The following is a 20849-nucleotide window of genomic DNA, read 5'->3' on the forward strand; positions in this document are numbered from 1 at the left end:
TGTTATAATTAAAGTTAAATAAGTGAAATAATAACTTTTTTATAATTTCAAATAATGGATATGAATCATCGAAAATGTATTCTTATTGCAACTTACATTGATCTTAAAAGGACGTGAGAAAATGAAAAAGTCAACCTCTCTAGACAGAGTAATTATTATAGGTGGGTTATTGGTTGCCGGAATCCTTATTCTAGTCGGTCTTTTCTTATTAATTGCTATTAAGTATAATTTCATACAACTCAATGGCTAATGTAAGTTATTATTCCGGATAATAGAAAGTATTCTGAACTGTTCGTAACTCACCAGGAGATGCATATCCACCCTATACTGCACCCAACTCAAGTCGTACTTTCCCCTATTTCCTTTAGAGCCCACTCACGACGATAGCCGTACCACCACAAAAAGCTTGCCGATTAATCGGCAAGCTTTTTCACTCATGCTTATTTTATTTATAGAAAGTATATAAGCTTATTTAATAAGACTATCTACCTCAAGTATATTTACTGTGTTAAAGCTACTCTCTGAAGGTCTGAGTTCAATTTATATAATAATTCCTCTATTATAGCAATTTCATTCCAACATTCGGGATGTCCGAGGCATTTATCCATTATCAGTGAGATCATCAATCCCTTTTCCTAGGGATATTTCCCACATAGCTAGGCTCAGTGCCATGTTAGTCTTTTCTGCGATAAAATCAGCACACAGCCTTAACGCCATCTCGACCTATAGCACAAACTCATAAGTTTCATTATTGTATAAGTTGTTTACAAACCGAAAACTTAATGTACCTTCATACACGAATTCATTTCTCAAGAACTGAGTTCCATAAGCGTTATATGGATATTCGCCAGACTCCGTTAAGTAAAGAATCAAACCAAGTGTGTTTTTAAACTGACTCATTTCAATTCCTTTAGGTAACTCTATTACATCATTATTCATGTATCCTATTGATTCAAGTTGTTCCAATAAATCGGATCCCGATAATTTTTTCTCTAATTTGAGAGAATACTCAATAGCCATTTTATTGCTCCTTTGATTTTGAGCATGTAAAAAAGCTCATTCCTCCTTATCATTCAAGTTGAAATAAGCCTTTGAAAGTTTATCAAGTATTTGTAAAGTTTTTTAGTCTTTGGTTTGTTGGTTGTGTTGTACGATCTTATCGTTAAAAAGTACAGTTTGTCTTTTCTTCTAATAATTTTTTTTGCAATAGTTCAATCATTTCTTGAGTTTTCTTGATATTTAAATTCCTTCTACCGTTTAAGTAAACAAAGTCCTTTATTTCACTCCAATTACGTTGTTCACTTATTACAATAATTTCTTGAGATAAGCCTCTGATATACACAGGTAATTCTCGACTTTTAAACTCTTCAATCAATTTTTCTAAGTCTGCATAATCCATACTCCAGTTAAAATAACATTCTATAAAATACTTGAGATTTTCATACTTCATTCTTTCATTTCTCATTTGTTCCACTCCTTTAATCAAAAACAGGATAGCCAGTAATAATTCTGTAGCCTGAGGGCATAGAAGGATCTTTAACTAGGTAAAGCTGGGATGTGGACAAACTGTTAGACACTTGCTTAGAAGCAGAGTTACCTCCACTCTTCACATCAACACCTTTGCCAACAGGATAATTATGCTGGCCTCCATTTCATCCAAGATTTCATTATTAACATTTTTTCTTATGCTGTCTCATCAAACTTCTCTCGGGTGTCGCCGACATCAAAAACCATTTTAATTCCCCACTCAGCTGTGTCGATGACTTCCTCAACGGTTCCGATCGTAGCATCCGTATAGCATCTGTCCGCTGGTTCCCAATGGGTCTTCTATTAGCGATTCTACTGTATCGATAACTGAGTCGGCCAACATTTTTCCGCCAGATTTCGCACCTTTCCAGAGCTCTTCTTATCGATTCATCTTCCTTGAGCTTAAGCAATTTAGCCTGCCTCTTCTTGTGCCTGTACCTGCTTTGCCGCTGTTTTCTTCCTTCTTTAATCTTGGACATGCAAAAAAGGCTCATTCCTCCTTATCGTTCAAGTTGGAATAAGCTTTTGGAAGTTTATAATAAATAGTTTTCTTATTCGGCACTGGGTAGCCCCCAACAAAAGAAGAAACGACTCGACTATTTGATTAAGTTTTTTATTTTTTGGTAAACTTCTTCGGCATCTTTTTTGTATTTAGAGTTCAGGAGAAGATTATCCAAGAAGTCTTCAATAAAATTATTGACAGTAGATTCAAATATCCCAAGCGATACATATTCAATTCCAATTGGATTAATAAACGAAATTCCTTCCGAAGAATACGTCGATTCATTATTCCATGCAATCTCTATTTCACCATTAACCCTTCTGAAAAATACATCAGGCAAAAAAGAACCTGCCCTATTTGAAAACCAAGAGTGTTTAAATTCCCATTCTTGCTTTGTATCGAACCATGCATCAAATTCATCATCATTATCTGATTCAAACAACAAACAATTATCCAAAAGTTCAAGCGAGTGTTGTCCTTCAACAGGGAGAGGGAATGGTTTATCACTCAATATATACTTTAGATTTTCACTAAACCATTCGACTATATATATCAAATTCCATTGATAGGTAGTTACGCTATTCTCTCTCTTAAATTGGCAAACATCTACCCCTTGAACAAATAATTCAAACCTCCCCCATGTTTCACCAGTTAAACTATTTTCATTAAAAGGATTATTTTCAAACTCATATTGAATAGTAAATGTGTTTTTTTCTCCAAAAGTCCTCAGAATGAAGCACCTCACTTGTTTTTTAATAGCTTATTGTATTCCACTTTTGTAATCTTATCATCTTTAAGTAGTTGTCTTAACACATCGGCAGGTACTTCTTTAGCAGGGTTCGTAACTTCATATGGATGCCACCCTGTTTCGCCATCTGGCTGAAATTTAATAAGCTTTCCCTCATAAATGTTGTAAAGTTGCTTATTCTTTGAAGATGAGTATGCTGTATCCAATAATTTTTGCCCTGTTTCAGCATCTGGAATTGGGTTTGTACTCCCCCACCCACTTTTCGGGTCATGTTTAGGGCTAGGTTCATAACTCTTCGGAATTTCACCCGTCCCCTCAGCTTTCTTAGATGGTCCACCTCCGTCACCGCCCGCTTCATCGATTTTCTCATCAAACTTCTCTCGAGTGTCGCCGACATCAAAAACCATTTTAGTTCCCCACATGGCTGTGTCGATGACTTCCTCAACAGTTCCGATCGTAGCATTGTATAGCATCTGTCCGCCGGTCCCCAATGGGTCTTCTATTAGAGATTCTACTGTATCGCTAACGGAGTCGGCCAACATTTTTCCGCCAGATTTCGCACCTTCCCAGAGCTCTTCTTATCGATTCATGCTTGAGCCTGTGTAAATTAGCCAGCCTCTTCTTCTGCCGGTACCTGTTTTTCCATTGTTTTCTTTCTCCTTTGATTTTAGCGCATGCAAAAAGGCTCATTCCTCCTCATTGTTCAAGTTGGAATAAGCCTGTGAAAGTTTGTCAAGTTGTTTAGTGTTTGGTTTGTTGGTTGTATTGTACGATCTTGTTGCTATAATGTAAACTCCAAATTGCTTGTTATTCCATCAGTCCTCTAATTCATACTCATCTGTAACAACCGGAATTAGCGGTGACAGAAATGGATCTTTGTGTTCATCTAATTTACCCCGCGAAAGAATGTATGCTCTAAATTCGTTATAATGTTCTGCATCCTCATCATTACATACATAGAGCATTCCATAAGAGCCAGGAGCTTTTGACCCAATATACTCCATAATACTTACTGGATTATATTTTGAACTTGGTTCATGATTCCATAAGCCTGTCATCCAAAAGTGATACTGTCCGTTAATTCCTTTGATATCTATAATATCACTACCCTTCTTTAATACTTCAACATAATCTTTGATTGATTGGACAATTTCATGTTCATCATTGCTTTCACCATCAGCACTCGCACTTTCTAAAATAACTGCCCATCCGTGATATTGGTACACTTAAAGCCCTCCTAAATCATAGTTATTTAAATGGAGATATATCAATGATTATCTCAACACCATATCTTTTCTCATATTCTCGTAACTGCCTAATGACTTTATCAACAGGGGGAGTCTCAAAATGAAAGTATGCTTTTTTTCCAGTTTCAATCGCCGCTTCTATCGTAGCCTTAGCTTGCTCCCTGTACTGAGGACTTAGATTATTTATTGAGGTTTTGGTTTGTCCAACGTATTGCTCAGATATTGCATCGAATTCACGGCCTTTAGGATCATTCTTGAATATTACTCTGGATTCGCCACCCAATTTTTCTGCAAATAAATCAGCCCCGATATCCTCTTTAGGAGACTGTTTCAAACCTCCCGAGTATTGAGTATAGATACCTTTACCCTCTACCAAATTCGCACCAGCTTTTGGCGTCCCCTCATCTTTCTTAGGTGGTTTACCTCCGTTACCACCCGAGTCATGCCTATTCTTCACCCCGACCCTGCGGAGAAGGACTCCTCCAGCAAACAGAGCTCCCTGCTCTCCCAAATAGTTCGCCATACCGCCTGTTTCATTGATTTTCTCATTAAACTTCTCTCGGGTGTCGTCAACATCAAAAACCATTTTAGTCCCCCACACAGCTGTGTCGATGACTTCCTCAACGGTTCCGATCGTAGCATTGTATAGCATCTGTCCACTGGTTCCCAATGGATCTTCTATTAGCGATTCTACTGTATCGCCAATAGAGTCGGCTAACTTTTGCCCGCCAGATTTCGCACCTTCCCAGAGCTCTTCAGCATAGTTTTGCCATGTTTTAGGCTCATCTTCCCCATCACCAAGAAGTATAGGAAATAATTCTTCGTCTAAAAGTCTAAATTTAATAGCAATTTGCTTTAGTTCCTCACTAATTACCCTCATGTGCTCAATCGTTAATGTCATCTCGCTGCGGGATCTGTGGAAATCGTCAAAAAACCGCTGCCGCGTTGTTCCATCCCAAACCAGCATCGTGGAAATTTGCTGGTTCAGCAGGTTAATGGTCCATTCCAATTGTATTGACGCTATATGAAATTCATTCGCCACACGGAGCAGCTGCTCCGGTGTAACAAGGATCTTGGACATAAATCAACCTCTCCATCATTTGCTAATCTAATTTTATTGATCTACAAATAATTGGTAAAGGTTCCAAGGTCCTTCATTTCCGATTTTTAATCCACCGCTGTTATCGGCCATCTGGTTCATTGTTACTATTTCAGAGAATAAACAATGTGATCTGATCATGGGCAGTACCAATGATTCAATGATTCAATGCTCGCTCTGGATAGAGTTATACTTTTCGGAAGAAAAGATTGCTATCTTAGAAGATAAATTAATCAATGTCTCGTCTACTCTATAGATTAATTTTATAAGATGGGCCTTTTGTATTTGATCAATGAAAGAATAATCTTCAAGATGGGATAAGAATTTCGTGAAGTATAACAGCATTATGGTATCCATATCAACAACTGAGCTTTTGAATGAAAATTGAGTTAAATCATCTATCGAAAATGTACGTGAATGAAACAGGTCATGATTTTCCTTAATATAAAGTGCTCTCAGCATTGATTCTAAGGCATGCTCACATAATATTATGCTAACATGAGGCAACTTCACGTCTATAAATAAGAGCGAAAAATTCATATAAATCTGAGAGAGATTATAATACTCTCTTATCGCTTTTATTAATACAGATTCATCTAGCTCTGCCTCGGCTAACTTATTCAATGTATTTTCATGTTCCCTTTTAGTTGTTAAGTTTGTCATAAGTCCCCCTTCTATCTATATATTTATCAGTAATTCCAGTATATGTATTGTATCATCATACACACTTTGTAGGCAATAGCCTACGGAAATACCCTTATAGAACAACATATGATTATTTTAACTATCAATTAAGGGGTTTTTATTTTGAAGAATCATGGTGACAAATCAATAGAGCTGATCGCATTTGGTAAAGCCCTACGTAAACTCCGAAAAGAAAATCAGCTTACTCAAGACGAATTAAGCCTGTACTCTCGTGTAGATCGTTCATATATTAGTGAACTGGAGAACGGAGAAAAGGCCCCTTCATTACATACAATTCTTTCATTATCAAAGGCACTACATATTAAGGCATCTTTACTTATCGAAAAATTTGAGATGGAGCTGGAAGATTAAAATTTGCTGCCTCATCAGTTTCTCTATTAAAAAGAGAAACAAAAAGACACATTCTAAAAATTGAATGTGTCTTTTTATATAAAGAATAATATTAAATCATTCCTTGATTACGTCCAAAATACACCGTCAAGCGATACTCAGCAATTTCCTTGGTCCACTGATATACTATATGGCGCGCTTCCCACTGCTCGTTATCGATATTCAAATGAATGACAAACTCCTTGCCGTCAAAATCAATCAGTCTATTCGAGCTATTGGCCCACCTGGTCATCGGCATTTCAGCTACTAATCGGGCTAACTGTTCCGCATCATATTCCCACAGTTTGCTCGTTTTTTTATCTGAGAAATCCTTCAACTTCCGGTATTCCTTGCTCATTAAATATTGATAGAAAAACGGTGCCGCCTCTTCTGCTGTAATTGGCTTAGTCCACTCTTCCACACCACGATCCAGCATCGCCAGCATCACAATCATCTTGTAGCTCTTCGACATATTTGTCTTTTCAACTTCCTCAAGCCAATATCGATACATCTCGTAGACCCGCTGCTCTTCTTGGGATAGCTCCTTTGCCCAGCTCAACAAGCCGACATAAGAACCGAATTGCTGACGATATAGCTTCGAATCCATCCCACCGTGAAGATGCATCTCTTGGTAGCTCGGACGCCTCCCAAGCTCCTGCTTTACATCCAGGTAAGCGGACAATAGCTTTTCCTTCAGTGGCTGCCTTTTACGTTGGAGCTCTTGAAGCAGATTTATGACCTGAAGATCGAAAGAAATGAGGCAGCCTTCCGGAACAGAAGGGATCAGTTCGTCGCGCTGCTTTTTTCCCTTATTATCATCGTCATATGGCAGCTTGAATAACGACAGCTTGAGATCTGCATTGCGGTAGTTCCCGATCAGGTCAATAATATGGCATACCTGCTTGCCTTCGTGAATACGAAGCCCACGACCAACCTGTTGGGTAAAGACGGTTAGCGATTCCGTCGGCCTAGCAAACAGTAACGTATCCACGGATGGGATGTCTACTCCCTCATTAAACAAATCGACGGTAAATATAATTTCCAGATCACGAGTCTCCAGCCTTCGGATTGCCTCCTGCCTAGACATTTCTCTCGTCTGAAAGTGCAGACTGATCACTTCATGCCCTTTCTTTCGGAAGTAGTTAGCCAAATAATCTGCCTGCGCTATAGAAGAACAAAAAGCCAGCGTACGCGTCAGCTTATGCTGCTGCCAAGCACCATAAATGCGATCCACCACATGATCCTGCAGCTGTTCGGACAACAGCTCTGTTTCATCATAGCGGGTGCCCAGCCAAGTGACCTTGGAGTAATCAATCTCATCGAATACACCATAGTAATGAAAAGGACTTAGCCAACCCCGATCAATTGCCTCTATAAAATGCATATAGAAGGCGATATTGCCGTCACACAGCGCATAAATATCCTTGCCGTCCATACGGTCCGGTGTCGCCGTGATGCCCAGTAGGAAGATGGCCTCAAGTTCATCTAATACCGCCCGATATGTATCTGCCGCTGCATGGTGAAATTCATCCACTACAATCAGGTCAAAGGACTGTTCCCTGAACACTTCCCGATGACGCTTCCGTCCAAGCGTATAGATCGAAGCAAATACCATATCCACGTCTGCTTCCTTCGTCTTACCGTCATATAGCCCGCTGGAACGAGACGGCATAACATGCTGAAAGGTACGGCGGGCTTGATGCAGAAGCTCCTCCCGATGCGCGATGAACAGTATCCGTTCAAACCTCTGGGCAAAAAATGCAGCCAAATACGTCTTCCCCAGCCCTGTTGGCATGATTGCAATCGCTCGGTCATAGCCTTCCTCGATCGTTTTGTTCAGCTCTTCGAGCGCCATCGCCTGCGCAGGGCGGGGAGTCAAACCATGCTCTGCCATGGCGCTGTCGTCAGGAGCAGCAGATTCGATTTCCTCGGAAAGAGGAGTGAGCTCTGTCTCTTCCATTTTTGAGATCGTCGTTGTTAACTCCGGATATTTATCCCGATAAGCCTCATATTCGTTCTCGTACAACCGAACTGTTTCTAGATTAACCTGCTCGGTGTATTCGTGATAGAAGCTATTCATAAATTTCTCTAAAGCTTCTTGGAACGTGTATGGCTCCGCCTGTGCACTCATCGCCAGATTCCACTCGAAGCCCATCTTTAACGCAGACAAAGACATGTTGGAAGAGCCCACGATAAACAAGCCTTCGTCATGATCATAATCCAGCAAATAAGCCTTCGGATGAAACGAGGTTCCACGACTGCGCCATATCCGTAGCTCCAGTCCGTTAATTTGCAGCAGTCGGCGCAGAGCATCGGGCTGCGTGATATGCAGATAGTCCCCGGCCAAGAGCTTAACTTCGGCTCCCCGCTGAAGCGCTTCTTCCAAGTGTGGTGCCAAAATTTTTACACCGGACTCCATCACAAATGAGGTCATGATATAGATGCCCGAAGCGCGGCGTATGCCTTGAATCAATTCATCAGCAAGATTCTCGGTGATCAATCGAATATCTGGCATTTACTCTTCTGACTCGATCAACAAGATACGTTCTTTAAATCCGCCGCGCTTCGCTGCTTTTTCACTTCGAACCTGATTCAGTTCCTGCTCCGTAACCCCATGGACAGAGGCCAAAGCATAGATCACCTCAAGCAGATCAGCCAGCTCGTCGACGGCCTCTTTATTACTTGTTGCCGATAAATATTCCTGTTGCTCTTCCTGCAGCTTCTTCCGCAGTTCAGCATGATAAGCCTCCGGCTCAAGCGTCTGAATCGAATACTGTTTTCCCTGCGAACCGATAATTTCAGGAATCAAGTCCCGCACAAGCTTGTTATATACAGGCATCGTTTAACTATCCCCTCTCCATAATCATGGATATTCTTTTCTTAACCTCATGGATTGAAAATGTGGATTTCCCTCACCCATGGAACGTGTATGGAGGTCTTCCACCTGAAAATGTTCTTTGACAATTCGCTGGATCTCTTCATCGGGATACATGGCAAAATACCGCTTCGGCTCATATGTATCCTGCTCCCACACCCCATCCGTCGATAACCCGCCATACAGCCCCAAATAGAAGAGGCCGTTCGGTTTCAATACACGTCTAATCTCCACGAGCACGTCAGAGAGCTGCGCCTTCGGAACATGAAGCAGGCAGTTCATAGCGTACACGGCATCAAAGGCCTGATCTGCAAACTTCAATTGGTAAAAATCCATGACCATGGCGTTCAGACCCTTTTGCTGACACAAATGGACCATTTCTTCTGACATATCAATCGCTGTTACATCCAAACCATGCTGCCTAAAGTATAAGCTGTCCCGGCCTGGCCCGGCACCGATTTCCAGCACATTTCGGACATGGTTCTCTTGAAATACATGAAGCACGTTTTCCCGTTCTTCTGCCTTCCAATCTTCCAATTCCGTAGAATCTCTTAAGTCCGCATGGTGGTTATACGCCTGCTTGAGAGCACTTTTGATGTCTACCGCAGCAGTCTCCCGCTCTTCTATCAGATTCTCTTCTTCCGCTATCTTCTGCTCTTCCACCAGCATCTCTACAAATTTCACGTCCGCAGGCGCAAAAGTATACTCACCAAGCTCATGACGCTCCACCCAGCGGAACTCATCATGATCGACAAGCTGAATGGTGCCGCTTGTAAAGCGAGCTTTGTATGCAATCAGCCGAATGTGTGTCGCTCCATAATGATGGTCGTTACTTCCGAACCACGCATAGGGCTCAATTTCAATCTTCATCTCCTCCTGAATCTCACGCTTTAAACATGATTCCGGAGATTCTCCAGCCTCCAGCTTCCCACCCGGGAACTCCCACATTCCAGCCTGTGACTTACCGGCCCGCCTTCGGGCAATCAGGAGCTGCCCTTGATCATTTTCTATAATCGCCGCCGCAACCTCTAACAAGTGTCTTCACTCCCTATACGATAACTTTGTTTGCCACAGGCACTAGTGCCGCCGGCATTTCTTCCTTTAAGCGCCAGACAAAACTAATTGGTTTGTTGCCCTCATGTCGGACATATTCCGCTTCTCCGAGGAACGTGAACGGAGCAGTGAACCTTAAGAGTGGGTTACTTTCGTTATTGATAGAAGTCAACAATGGCAATAAAAATATCAATAACCTTTAATAGATTTAAGATAGCGCTTTCTGAAATCTCTAAGACACAAGGGCATCATGAATCAGAATGCTTTGATTTCTCTGACAGCTTAAAAGTATAATTAATACCAGAAGATCCAAATGAATAACCTACTTACACTTTAAAAGCAAGAAAGCCTCCTTTACAGAACCAATCATTTTGTGACATACCTTCATAAAATGCAGATTGCCAAGAATTAGGATGATGCTTTACTCGACTTATACCTTGTCTGTATAACTCGTCCCTCAATCCCTCCTTAGTCAAATTCTCCCAGTAATATATTTGACCCAATATTTCATCAACAGCATGTACACTGTAAAGTGAATTTAGCTCAAAAGTCCTGAAATGATATTCAACACGTTTCGCTTTCTCTATACTCCAACTTACTGGTGGAATAATATAAAATTCAATTACTGGGGGGACAGACTCAAGAACTCTAGCAAATAAAAAACGTTCTGTCCCTAAATCATCAAAATAAGGATGCAAAGTAGTTTGCTCAATTGAAGATGGAGCTACATCTAACTTTTTTTTATTACACTGATCACATGCTGGAATTAAATTAATTGGAGTCACTACAAGTGATGGATATACTGATTTAGGTAAAAAATGATCTAACGAAGAAACTTTACGCTGCCCACATATAGGACAGGTCCAATTTGTTGAAGCATTCATTAGCTCATCATACGCTTCTCTACCAGGAGAATCTTTGTCAACCATCCTTTGTGTATATACAGCCTCCATTTCTTTAATAGTAACACCTCTAACGGAACACAGTTCATCTTTAAATGTACACAAAGAGGACTTTTCTGCCAGTTTTTCAAACTCATCTGCTGCAACTCCGATATCTGGTATACATGACTGCAACTTAGCTTTTAATTCCTTTTTTCTCACTCTACTAATGCATTTTGAAAAAACCTCAGTGGCAATTTGTGTTGGTTTATTTATTTTCCTCATCTATATCCCTTTTTTCCTCCGTCGTCATCAACGCTCTTAAAATTGCACGAGCCTGCATCCCTAGTTCATTATTAAAGTAATCTAGCGCCTGTTGGTAGCTATCCGTCTTATTGGCCACGTCTTCTAGCAGTTTATGAAAACCTGAATTTGTTAGTTCAAATGAGAATACCTCTTTTGTTAGAATATTTATATTCTCTCCGAAGGTTTCAACTTCAGGCCTTTCAAACTTTAAGTTGCTTCCACTTCGGTTGAAGATCCAAGCGCACTTTTTGGGTATTTCTTGTAAAATCACAGGCGAATGGGTGGCTATAATACCTACACCATTTCTTTTGACAAGTAAGTTGGAAAGAATCCTCGTAAAGGTTGCTAACAGAGGTGGATGCAAATGAGATTCTGGTTCATCTAACAGAACAAGCGTTGATTCTTCCAACTCTTCAATTAACAGGGAAATTGTTAACAAGACAATACTATGCCCTGAACTAAATTTTTTACATAAAGGTAGTGCTCGTTCCTTAAAATCCTTCCTCAATAAGTTTTTTTCTGTAGTATTTAATTTTCTACGTTCTCTTTCGGCTAATCCTAAAAGATTGTTTTCATAATTTGACGTTGTTAAAAGCAAATCTGTTACTCCAGAAGCAGAAAAAACCGGATCGGCACTTAGCATCTCTATGGCTTGATCAAGTCTCACTCTTTTTGATGGAATTTCCCTGCAAGCCCATAAACTATCAACTAACTCTTCACGAAGCTGTTCCGTACTCTTAGTAATAATTTTTTCTTCTGTATCTACAAGGGAAGACTGTATCAACCCTTTCTTCTTTCTTGTTGATTTTTTCAAGCCGATATAGGAATAACGAATTTGTTTAGATGTCCCCTTTTGATTTCTTAAAAACTTGGCTTCATCAAATGCACTAAATGAAATATATATGATATTTTTGAACAATTTCTCATCCTTATTCAGCGGGACTTCTGACCGAAATTCACCCCCGCCCTCGTTTTTTTCTTTGTTCATAAGTGACTCGACCATTTGACCCAGTAAGTGTGTCTTCCCTACTCCATTTCTACCAATTATAGCGTACAAATTTGTAGGAGGATTAGAATCAGGTTCAGTCATAAATTGAAGCTCATGCGAGACACTATCTTCCTTCCCCTTCTTAGCTAAAATATATTTAAAGTTATAGCTCGATAAAGCAGAGTCTCCTTTTGCTAGCAAATGAAATTCCTTTTTTATAGTTGAAGCCCTTATACCTCTCGTAAGGGCACGTTTTGTTACCCACTCTTTTATAGCTTTATCATAGAGAGCCAAATCCAAAGATATATCATTTAAGCTTTGTAGTAATTCATCTCTAAATACATCACCTAAACGATTAAGATTTTCATAATAATAGTTGTCTTGTCCTAACGAAAAAAACTTTTCATTTAAAGAGTCAAATTCTTTCAGTATATCAACCCTATCTTGCCCACTTATCATATTGAACTCACCAATCTTTACAGAGCCTATATAAGTCACTTCATCTCTTTCATCCTTATAATATAGTTGATAAAGAACCCGAAACTCCCACCAGTCATTCCAATTATCCATTACAAGATATATAAAACCAGCTTCTTCATATTTAACATTACCATTTACGGGTAGAACCCTAAATTTCATTTAAATACCTCCACAAGCTTAATCTCGTTTATATTATTAAACTGGGAACATAGTAATCGAGAACATACGTAAGTAAACCAATTCTAAAAATAGTTGATGTTTAATACAAGAGGTCATTTTAGAAAATGCAAGAAAGTCGACTTTAAATCACCTGGGATTATATATGCTCTTCTACCTTCTCCTAGTAATCTCAGTATAGTATAATAGACCCTAAAATAGTATATAATACCTAACGTATCAGACATAAAGTCACAATAAAGATACAAGGAAGGTATCTTAAATGGATGATAAAGTTTTAAAATCTGATTTAGAATTGTTTACAGCAGCCATACTTCAAAAAAAAGTAAATGTATTTCATGATAAATCATTACTTGAAAATTCTGGTCTTATTGAAAAGTACACTCCAGAAAGTATTAAAATTAACGGAGCCTACTATCTAAGAAATGTTTGCACCATTCAGCTTATCTAAAAGGAATTCTATGCACTCTCTATAATTCCCAAAATTACAGTGGAGAATTCTAATAGTCATTAACTTTATGCCCATAATATCCGGCTTACTGATAACTCAGCTAATTCCTAAACAGCAATATTATAAAATTTTAATAACAAAAAAAACAATTCCACCCGGATTAATTTCGGTAGAATTGTTTTTTTTGCTAACTAAGCTAATACAGGCTCCATATAACTGTCGAGAAACTCTTCTGTAATACCTTTAAGCTTACGACGCTTAAACAATGCATACATCTCTTCTACTGCGCTATATGGGAAGAATCTGGCGTTTAACGATTGGAACTGTGGACGTGATGCCTCTTTAAATACTTTTTCTCTGTCCTCATCAGCTGCAACTATTACATAACGAGTAGGAAACGGAGGAAGTACTTCGAGCAAAGCATCCTGGAGACCTTTCATACGAGTCAATCCACTTGTTACGCCAGTGCTGTGCTCAACCTCCATGACTGCTGGCATTAACTTTCCATTCTTGAACCATATACAGTCAATGAGAAGTGCCGCTTTTTGAGCACTATAAAATGGTGCAATAAAATTTTGTTCTTTACTTAATGAAGGAATAACTCCTTCCATTTCACCTATTTTCTGATTCTTATAAACAATTCCTTTATCATTTTGAGCAACCCATGTTTTAAAGCCCAAATGCTGGCCAATTTCAATAAGAGCAATTTGCATTTGGCTATGTCTACGCTTCGTTTCAATGTCCATTTCGGGAGTCTTAATCTCATCTGGAAGAACCAATGCATCGTTATCATAAACTATATCTGCAAAAGGTACTTCTGATATGACCATGTTTATTTTTTTCTCTACTAATTCATTCGGTTTATGGGGATCATCTGGGCACCAAATCAAATGCTTATGACCAGGCTTAATTTTATTACTAGAACTGATACTCTCAATACGTCCTGGGTAACAATAATAAAATTGTGGGGTATAAGCAAGCAAAGCTTCCAGTACGGAACGGGTGTTGTAACTTCCTCCATATACTCTTTCTAAATTTATTGGATGATTTGGGGCAAATGCATTAGCTAATCTCCAAATCATCTTTGTTGAAATAGATTCATTTTTCGCATCCCGCCATGTCTTACCTTTCTTAGGCTGCATTCTTTTAATAATGATTGGTCCCTCGGGTTTGGTAGTATCGATTATTTTTATTAATGTTCGCGTATTACTGTAAATATAGTTATAGACGTTGTTTTTTGGCAAAAGCCCAATTTCGTGTACAATGTTAGCTGCAGTTAATTTATTCATTATTTTTCACCTTTAAAAAGTCTAGGATAGTTTGAGCAATTCCCTTTGATGCTGTATAGGGAACTCCATTACCAACTGTCTTAAAAGCATTAGATAATGTAATGTTCTGAGGTAATTCGAAATCTTTGGGTAAACTTTGCAATGCCAATGCTTCAGCAACAGATAATCGACGAGATTTATATGGATGAAGATGAACTTCATTATTCCCATATGCAACTGTAGGAGAAGGTCTCCATCGATGCAGACGCTTATATGATTTCTTAGAATCATCACCTTCTGGGATCACTAAGAATTTTGCTAATCCTGCTCTTGGCGTAAAATATTGATTAGCGTTGGGATGATTTTCAACATCATTTTTCTTAAACCAATAGTCCACTGTTAACTCTTCAATTATTCCTTTTGGTTTCAAACGTTCACCGTCTTCAATAAATGACTCCATTTCAGGCCAAGGCAATACATTAATATCTTCGATTCGATATTTTAAATACTTCTCCCAGGGGAATACATCTGTTAACGCCTGATTAGATTTTTGTGTGATTCCTAATTCCTTCAATACACTCTTTTTGAACCCAATTAGTATAATACGTTCTCTAGATTGAGGTGCGCCATACTCAATTGAATTTATTAATCGTTCAGTGGTCACATAATCATGATGATGTAACGTTTCCTTTAACGAATCATAAAACGCTCTGTGTTTTTTTGTTCGCCATAGTCCTTTAACATTCTCAAACAAGAAAAAATCTGGTGCTTGTTTACAAATTAAATTAACATAAGTTGCTGAGAGCTTACCGTTTTCGCCTTCATATCCTTTGTTCTTCCCACCAACTGAAAAATCCGGACATGGAGGACCACCAATAAACCCTACAAGACGATTTTTCTTTTTTGATTTATTAATTAAGTTGGAAAGGGACTTGCATTCATTCTCTTGTTCAAACTCTGTAATGTCACGGAGATGGTAGCCATATTCAGGTTCAGGAATACCCATTACTTTACGTGAGTGAATATATGTTTCCAAAAATGGACGATGGTATTCATTTACAAAAACAACATCGAATCCGCTATTTTCAAATCCTAAATCTAAGAAGCCAGCCCCTGAAAAGAATGAAAAGATTACTGGTGCTTTACTCATTGTTGTACCCTACCTTAAAATCAAATTTCGACATATTAATAAATAATGTTTAGTTCGCATGTTGCTGCTTTCTTAACATTAAATAATAACAAAATAATATAGCGTTGAACAGTCAAGTACAGTTAATTATACACTATATAGCGTTCTAAATTTGTCTATAAAACTACTGGAAACTGAGTTCCACTTGCAGCTTCGCTTAATCTGGATTTTATTTCCTGACTACTCTTAAAGCTTCATTGTCTTGTTTTGTTTTACCTTAGAGTTAACTTGCTCTCTCATCATCATCACGTAATGAGCATGATGATTCGTTTTCACAAAGATACTTTCTAACACTCGATTATACCTTTCGATAACATCAGTATTACTTTCGACATACATATCTTCGCTTATGGAATGTGATCCATCGTTTAACGAAGACATTAATGAACGAACGATCATTTTCTGTTCGATATCAAAGTGATCTTCGATTTTATCAATGTCCATCCCCCCCGAAAAATTTGTGTGTGTTATGTATGGAAAACAAAAACCACCTATTGTCACAATTGTGATAATAGGCGATACGTGAAACCTTACTTTAACAAAAAAATTTATCTTATTCATAAAATTTATGGAGGACATAGGCATGTATGGTTCAGCAGTTCTTCCGGTTCATATAGAGTCAGATGATTTGAAACAACCACATTAAATTACAATCCAACTACCACTGGCGAAAGATGTTAACGCTAAAGGAGACAGAGCCATATTTGGGTCTAGAAGAATTCAATATCCCAGCTATAGACAATATTACAGGAATGATCCAAGAAGAGTTATTCAAACAAATTAAGGTTGAGGTTGCTGATAAGAAAGCACAGGCAGATTAATAACGTATCTTAAAACATTACTGCCTTGGATCTGAGTGGGCAATCGTTGAGGTCATTCTTTTAACGAAGAGTCGTTTGATTCAGGCAAACGACTTCATGGCTTTTTTACAAGAGCCTTGCTATACCGATTAAGAAGTTCATCAAGCTCCATTGATTGTTTAAGGACCTTAGGGTGCCGCAAACCATACTTCTTCCCCAGCTGATACAGCAATTGCCTCGACTCTTCTATTCGTTGCCGAATGACTTCGGCATCCATCATTGCTCGCCACCTCTATTCGCGATTTAAAATCTTATATATATCAGTTTGACAGACTTGAATATATTTACAGTTTACCATTTGAATCATTAAAGGACAATATTTAACATTAAATAAATCTTATAGTGACTGCAATAATAACTTTTTTTTGTCTACACTTCTTATATAAGAGGAGTAGATACCAATATGATGCAATCGATTACAGTGAGATTAGGCATTGTTATTAGAGAAATAAGGAAAAGTCAAAACTTAACCCAAGAGGAGCTTGCCGAAAAAATCGGAACTTCGTTTAGTTATATTGGTAGACTGGAACGAGGAGAAGGCAACTTCACCGTGCAGACCCTAGAAAAAATAACCAATGCGCTTAATATAGACTTCTTCGATTTCATGTCCTTAGGCAAAAAAGACAATGAGATCCTGCTTGAAGTTAATTCCCTGCTGCTTCAGCAGGATGAAGACAACCAGCTAAGAGGCTTAAACATCCTCAAAGAGCTATACCGAAGATAGTTTACATGTAATACCTTCTGCTGAAGCACTACAAAAAGAGCTTTTTCCACCTCTCAGTGGAAAAAGCTCTTTTCAAGTTCCCAACTTATGATTCATATGCTGTATTCTTTCGCCCGAATAAAGCGAATTCAAAGTCATCAACCCAACCTCACTACTGCCCGGTTCAACATGGCCGCTATCCCCTCCACTGCACTCCTAACCCGCTCCGCCTGCGTCACCGCAGATATCATCGCCACACCATCCGCGCCTGCACGAATCACTTCCCCCGCACGATCGGCGTTAATGCCGCCGATCCCAACGATAGGCAGCTCAATTCCAGCTCCACGTAGCTCACTCAAAATCGCAGTGCCTTGCGCTGCCTTCGCATCGTCTTTGGAGATCGTCGGGTAGATCGGCCCGACACCGAGATAATCGGCGCCGTGAAGAATCGCCCGGCGGGCTTCTTCCACCGTGTGGGCGGAAACGCCGAGAATCCGGTTCCCGATTCGCTCCCGGACGGAATCGGCGGATTCATCGTCTTGGCCGATATGTACGCCGTCGGCGTTCAGTTCCAGCGCCAGCTCGACATCGTCGTTCACGATGAACGGCACGCCAGCTCGGCGGCACATGTCCTGCAGCTGGCGAGCGAGTGTGAACATCGGCTCACTGTACAACGCCCCCGTCCCCTTCTCGCGGAACTGGAACAACGTGACGCCACCGGCTAACGCCTCTGCCAGCACCCTCTCCGGCTCTGTCCGGCAGTTCACACTGCCCATGACCAGATACATCCGAAGGTATTCGCGCATCAATGCGGGAGAAATTCTGTCCCTCATCGAAGCACCTCCTGACGACGGCGACCGTAGGCCCAATGGTTTGTCGGGCCGTGACCCTCGCCAAGATATAGGCCGTCCTCGATGGCCGCCTGAATGAATGCTCTGGCATTCGCAATGGCTACTAGTGGAGACATCCCTTTGGCTAATCCTGCGGCAATCGCGGCGGAGAACGTACAGCCCGTGCCATGTGTATGGACGGTGTGCACCCGTTCGCCGGTCAGCTCTGTGAAGACCGATCCATCATAGACCAGGTCAACGACCTGCCCGCTCCCTTGGCGGTAATCATCATTACGGCTAAATCCACTCTCACCGCAACCTGTGCTATTTCCACCAGTTATGCTCTCTTCGCTAAAGCTACCATCCTCGCCCCCATCATGCCCGCCCTTAATCACAACAATCTTCGGTCCAAGCTCACGGATACGCCTTGCGGCTTCCCGGCGGTCCCACATTGACCGGATGCTCATCCCGGACAATACTTCGGCTTCCGGGATATTCGGGGTAACGACCAGTGCCAAGGGCAGCAAATCCTCCTTGAGTGCCTGCACCGCTTCTGTACGCAATAGCTCGGCACCTCCTTTAGCGATCATCACCGGATCGACAACAACTTTCTCCCAGCCAAATTTCCGAATCTGTTCTGCCACGGTGCGGATAATATCTGCACTAAACAACATGCCCGTCTTCAAAGCATCCACCCCAAGGTCTGACCCTACGACTTCAATCTGCTCTGCCGACGCTTCCGGAGGTAGCGGATATACCCCATGAACACCCAGTGTATTCTGCACCGTTATCGCAGTAATAGCCGACATGCCATATACGCCAAGCTCCTGAAACGTCTTAAGGTCCGCTTGGATTCCGGCTCCGCCGCCGCTGTCCGAGCCGGCAATCGTCAACGCTCTGGGAACGTGAGTGCCCGTCATCGTCTCTCACCTGCAGCGGCTGCACCCAATTCGCGAATAACGGAGCGTCCCTCCAATGAGCCCGGGTGTAGCTTGGCGAGCTCATCCAGAAACGCAACCTGGAAGCTTCCGGGTCCGAGATCAGACGTACGCTCCGCTGCTTGCGAAGCCGCCGCACCATAGAAGGCGAGGCCTGCAGTACCTGCCAGCATCAATTCCGGTTCAACCGAAGCAAAAGCACCCAGCACCGAGGTCAGCAGACAGCCTGCTCCGGTCACCTTGGTGAGCAGTACGTCTCCACCGCTTATGATCCGTACTAACACTCCATCGGTAATGACATCCTCCTGTCCGGTGATCACGACCATCGTGTTCAGATTCCGCGCAGCCCGAATCGCTAGATCCACATTACCGCCGTCCGCGCTGTCTCCGGCATCCACGCCTTTGATCTCTCGTTCCTCTCCCACAAGATGGGCGATTTCGGCCGCATTGCCCCGCACGAGTGAGATCTTGACCTCGCTGAGAATTCGCAGAGCCGACTCCGTCCGAAACGTCGTGGCTCCCGCTCCCACCGGATCGAGCAGTACCGGGACGTCGTGAGCATTTGCCGACTGCCCGGCAACAATCATTGCATCCACCAATTCACGGGACAAAGTCCCGATATTCAGCACCAGCGCGCCTGCGATCTTCGCCATATCAGCGACTTCATCAGGCGAATAAGCCATCACCGGAGATGCTCCCAGCGCATAAAGGCCGTTCGCCGTAAAATTGGTCACCACCACATTCGTCATATTATGTACGAGCGGTTTATTTTTCCGCACCTTTTCAAGAAGAACAGAAAGCTCTTGATCCAGCATATTCACATTGATCAGCCTCTCTTATCATTATGGAATCGCAAAAATGTCACACGTCCGAAGTCTACACCTGCAATGGCCACTCTTCCTGCCGGTAAGCCATGTCCCAGAACATATACTCCAGCTGGCAGCTGAGCATGAAGTGTTCAGCCATACGCTCACGCTCGGCAGCCGTTGCTTCTTGCGCCCACGCATCCACACGATTACGGAAATTGGCTGCTGCATCCTCGGCCCGGTTCCCGTAAAAATATATCCACTCATAGAACGGATGGGTCTCATCCGGCTGAACTTCATCCAGCAGTTTCCGGCCGATCTCCAGATACGTCCAAGGACAAGGCAGCAGCACGGCCATGATCTCACCGAGACTGCCTTCATGCGCAACCGTCAGCATATGATGGATATAATGATGCGCGGCCGGAGCGAGAGGGTACCCTTGCATCTCTTCATAAGTTACTCCTGCGACAGCACAGAAATTTTGATGCGGGTGAACTTCGCTGTGGAGTATAAAAGAAATCTGTTCATTAAAATCTGCAATCTCATCCCGTGTTCTACATTTAGAGATCGCGATCCCGTAAATCCGCATATAGGCATTCAAATACTCATAGTCCTGTTTGATATAGTGAATTAGCTGTTCCTTGGACAGATTCCCATCTGCAATACCTCTCACAAAGGGATGCTCATAAATGGCCTGAAAAATGCCGTCCGCCTTCTGACGGAGCTCTTGCGTAAAACTCACTTTCCCCACCTCCAAATAATTGAAGAGCAGGAAGTCCCGTAAGACAGCACCCTCGGAACAACACAAAAAAAGCCGCCCCGAAAGCTGGAGCGGCTTCATCTATAT

23 protein-coding genes are annotated in these 20849 nt (G+C 41.3%); 3 read left to right on the forward strand and 20 right to left on the reverse strand.

The window, feature by feature from the left end; all coding sequences use genetic code 11:
- Nucleotides 1-723: 723 nt before the first annotated feature.
- From AC2TF5_RS22615 to AC2TF5_RS22645, 7 genes are all read right to left on the reverse strand, one after another.
- Entirely contained in the window at nt 724-1020 is a 297-nt protein-coding gene (locus AC2TF5_RS22615; RefSeq protein WP_491299367.1) for a hypothetical protein, read from the reverse strand.
- 142 nt (nt 1021-1162) lie between these two features.
- Nucleotides 1163-1465, reverse strand: a complete 303-nt coding sequence (locus tag AC2TF5_RS22620; RefSeq protein WP_491299368.1) for a contact-dependent growth inhibition system immunity protein — start codon at nt 1463-1465, stop codon at nt 1163-1165.
- A 658-nt stretch (nt 1466-2123) separates the two neighbouring features.
- The gene (locus tag AC2TF5_RS22625; RefSeq protein ID WP_491299369.1) at nt 2124-2774 is read right to left on the reverse strand and encodes a hypothetical protein; all 651 of its coding nucleotides are present in this window, start codon (nt 2772-2774) and stop codon (nt 2124-2126) included.
- Nucleotides 2771-3250, reverse strand: coding sequence for a hypothetical protein (locus tag AC2TF5_RS22630; protein ID WP_491299370.1), 480 nt, complete (start codon nt 3248-3250; stop codon nt 2771-2773). Before AC2TF5_RS22630 ends, AC2TF5_RS22625 begins: the two co-directional genes overlap by 4 nt.
- A gap of 342 nt (nt 3251-3592) precedes the next feature.
- A complete protein-coding gene (locus tag AC2TF5_RS22635; RefSeq protein WP_491299371.1) occupies nt 3593-4003 on the reverse strand; it encodes an Imm7 family immunity protein in 411 nt (136 codons plus the stop codon).
- A 22-nt stretch (nt 4004-4025) separates the two neighbouring features.
- Entirely contained in the window at nt 4026-5105 is a 1080-nt protein-coding gene (locus tag AC2TF5_RS22640; RefSeq protein WP_491299372.1) for a restriction endonuclease fold toxin, read from the reverse strand.
- 183 nt (nt 5106-5288) lie between these two features.
- Nucleotides 5289-5786 carry a hypothetical protein gene (locus tag AC2TF5_RS22645; protein ID WP_491299373.1) on the reverse strand — a complete coding sequence of 166 codons (498 nt, stop codon included), beginning with the start codon at nt 5784-5786 and terminating at the stop codon, nt 5289-5291.
- 144 nt (nt 5787-5930) lie between these two features.
- Here AC2TF5_RS22645 and AC2TF5_RS22650 point away from each other — a divergent pair, with 144 nt between their 5' ends.
- Nucleotides 5931-6179, forward strand: coding sequence for a helix-turn-helix domain-containing protein (locus tag AC2TF5_RS22650; RefSeq protein WP_491299374.1), 249 nt, complete (start codon nt 5931-5933; stop codon nt 6177-6179).
- Nucleotides 6180-6270: 91 nt separating this feature from the next.
- Here the strand turns inward: AC2TF5_RS22650 and AC2TF5_RS22655 are convergent, their stop codons facing one another.
- From AC2TF5_RS22655 to AC2TF5_RS22675, 5 genes are all read right to left on the reverse strand, one after another.
- A complete protein-coding gene (locus AC2TF5_RS22655) occupies nt 6271-8712 on the reverse strand; it encodes a DEAD/DEAH box helicase family protein (protein ID WP_491299375.1) in 2442 nt (813 codons plus the stop codon).
- The gene (locus AC2TF5_RS22660) at nt 8713-9036 is read right to left on the reverse strand and encodes a pyrophosphohydrolase domain-containing protein (RefSeq protein ID WP_491299376.1); all 324 of its coding nucleotides are present in this window, start codon (nt 9034-9036) and stop codon (nt 8713-8715) included.
- Nucleotides 9037-9060: 24 nt separating this feature from the next.
- Nucleotides 9061-10107, reverse strand: a complete 1047-nt coding sequence (gene mutT, locus AC2TF5_RS22665; RefSeq protein WP_491299377.1) for an 8-oxo-dGTP diphosphatase MutT — start codon at nt 10105-10107, stop codon at nt 9061-9063.
- A gap of 344 nt (nt 10108-10451) precedes the next feature.
- Complete coding sequence (locus AC2TF5_RS22670) at nt 10452-11291, reverse strand: HNH endonuclease (RefSeq protein WP_491299378.1); 840 nt, start codon at nt 11289-11291, stop codon at nt 10452-10454.
- Nucleotides 11275-12939 (reverse strand): AAA family ATPase, encoded by a 1665-nt coding sequence (locus AC2TF5_RS22675; RefSeq protein WP_491299379.1) that lies wholly within the window; start codon nt 12937-12939, stop codon nt 11275-11277. Before AC2TF5_RS22675 ends, AC2TF5_RS22670 begins: the two co-directional genes overlap by 17 nt.
- A gap of 280 nt (nt 12940-13219) precedes the next feature.
- Between AC2TF5_RS22675 and AC2TF5_RS22680 the strand changes: the two genes are divergently transcribed.
- The gene (locus AC2TF5_RS22680; protein ID WP_491299380.1) at nt 13220-13408 is read left to right on the forward strand and encodes a hypothetical protein; all 189 of its coding nucleotides are present in this window, start codon (nt 13220-13222) and stop codon (nt 13406-13408) included.
- A gap of 191 nt (nt 13409-13599) precedes the next feature.
- On the opposite strand, the gene AC2TF5_RS22685 is transcribed toward AC2TF5_RS22680, so the two are convergent.
- From AC2TF5_RS22685 to AC2TF5_RS22700, 4 genes are all read right to left on the reverse strand, one after another.
- Nucleotides 13600-14697 (reverse strand): type II restriction enzyme NmeDI-related protein, encoded by a 1098-nt coding sequence (locus tag AC2TF5_RS22685; protein ID WP_491299381.1) that lies wholly within the window; start codon nt 14695-14697, stop codon nt 13600-13602.
- Complete coding sequence (locus AC2TF5_RS22690; RefSeq protein ID WP_491299382.1) at nt 14690-15826, reverse strand: DNA cytosine methyltransferase; 1137 nt, start codon at nt 15824-15826, stop codon at nt 14690-14692. The genes AC2TF5_RS22685 and AC2TF5_RS22690 overlap by 8 nt, the downstream gene beginning before the upstream one ends.
- Nucleotides 15827-16051: 225 nt before the next feature.
- The gene (locus tag AC2TF5_RS22695) at nt 16052-16309 is read right to left on the reverse strand and encodes a hypothetical protein (RefSeq protein WP_491299383.1); all 258 of its coding nucleotides are present in this window, start codon (nt 16307-16309) and stop codon (nt 16052-16054) included.
- Between the two features lie 471 nt (nt 16310-16780).
- Nucleotides 16781-16945, reverse strand: coding sequence for a Spo0E family sporulation regulatory protein-aspartic acid phosphatase (locus AC2TF5_RS22700; protein WP_491299384.1), 165 nt, complete (start codon nt 16943-16945; stop codon nt 16781-16783).
- A gap of 183 nt (nt 16946-17128) precedes the next feature.
- Between AC2TF5_RS22700 and AC2TF5_RS22705 the strand changes: the two genes are divergently transcribed.
- Complete coding sequence (locus AC2TF5_RS22705; RefSeq protein WP_491299385.1) at nt 17129-17449, forward strand: helix-turn-helix domain-containing protein; 321 nt, start codon at nt 17129-17131, stop codon at nt 17447-17449.
- Nucleotides 17450-17586: 137 nt separating this feature from the next.
- Here AC2TF5_RS22705 and thiE read toward each other — a convergent pair whose 3' ends face one another.
- From thiE to tenA, 4 genes are all read right to left on the reverse strand, one after another.
- Entirely contained in the window at nt 17587-18261 is a 675-nt protein-coding gene (gene thiE / locus AC2TF5_RS22710; protein WP_491299386.1) for a thiamine phosphate synthase, read from the reverse strand.
- Complete coding sequence (thiD, locus tag AC2TF5_RS22715) at nt 18258-19178, reverse strand: bifunctional hydroxymethylpyrimidine kinase/phosphomethylpyrimidine kinase (protein WP_491299387.1); 921 nt, start codon at nt 19176-19178, stop codon at nt 18258-18260. Before thiD ends, thiE begins: the two co-directional genes overlap by 4 nt.
- On the reverse strand, nt 19175-20011 hold the full coding sequence (gene thiM / locus AC2TF5_RS22720; RefSeq protein ID WP_491302973.1) for a hydroxyethylthiazole kinase: 837 nt from the start codon (nt 20009-20011) through the stop codon (nt 19175-19177). Before thiM ends, thiD begins: the two co-directional genes overlap by 4 nt.
- A 61-nt stretch (nt 20012-20072) precedes the next feature.
- Nucleotides 20073-20744: a thiaminase II gene (tenA, locus tag AC2TF5_RS22725; RefSeq protein WP_491299388.1), complete on the reverse strand. Its 672-nt coding sequence runs from the start codon at nt 20742-20744 to the stop codon at nt 20073-20075.
- Nucleotides 20745-20849: the final 105 nt, after the last annotated feature.

The sequence above is a fragment of the Paenibacillus sp. JNUCC 34 genome (assembly GCF_058269055.1).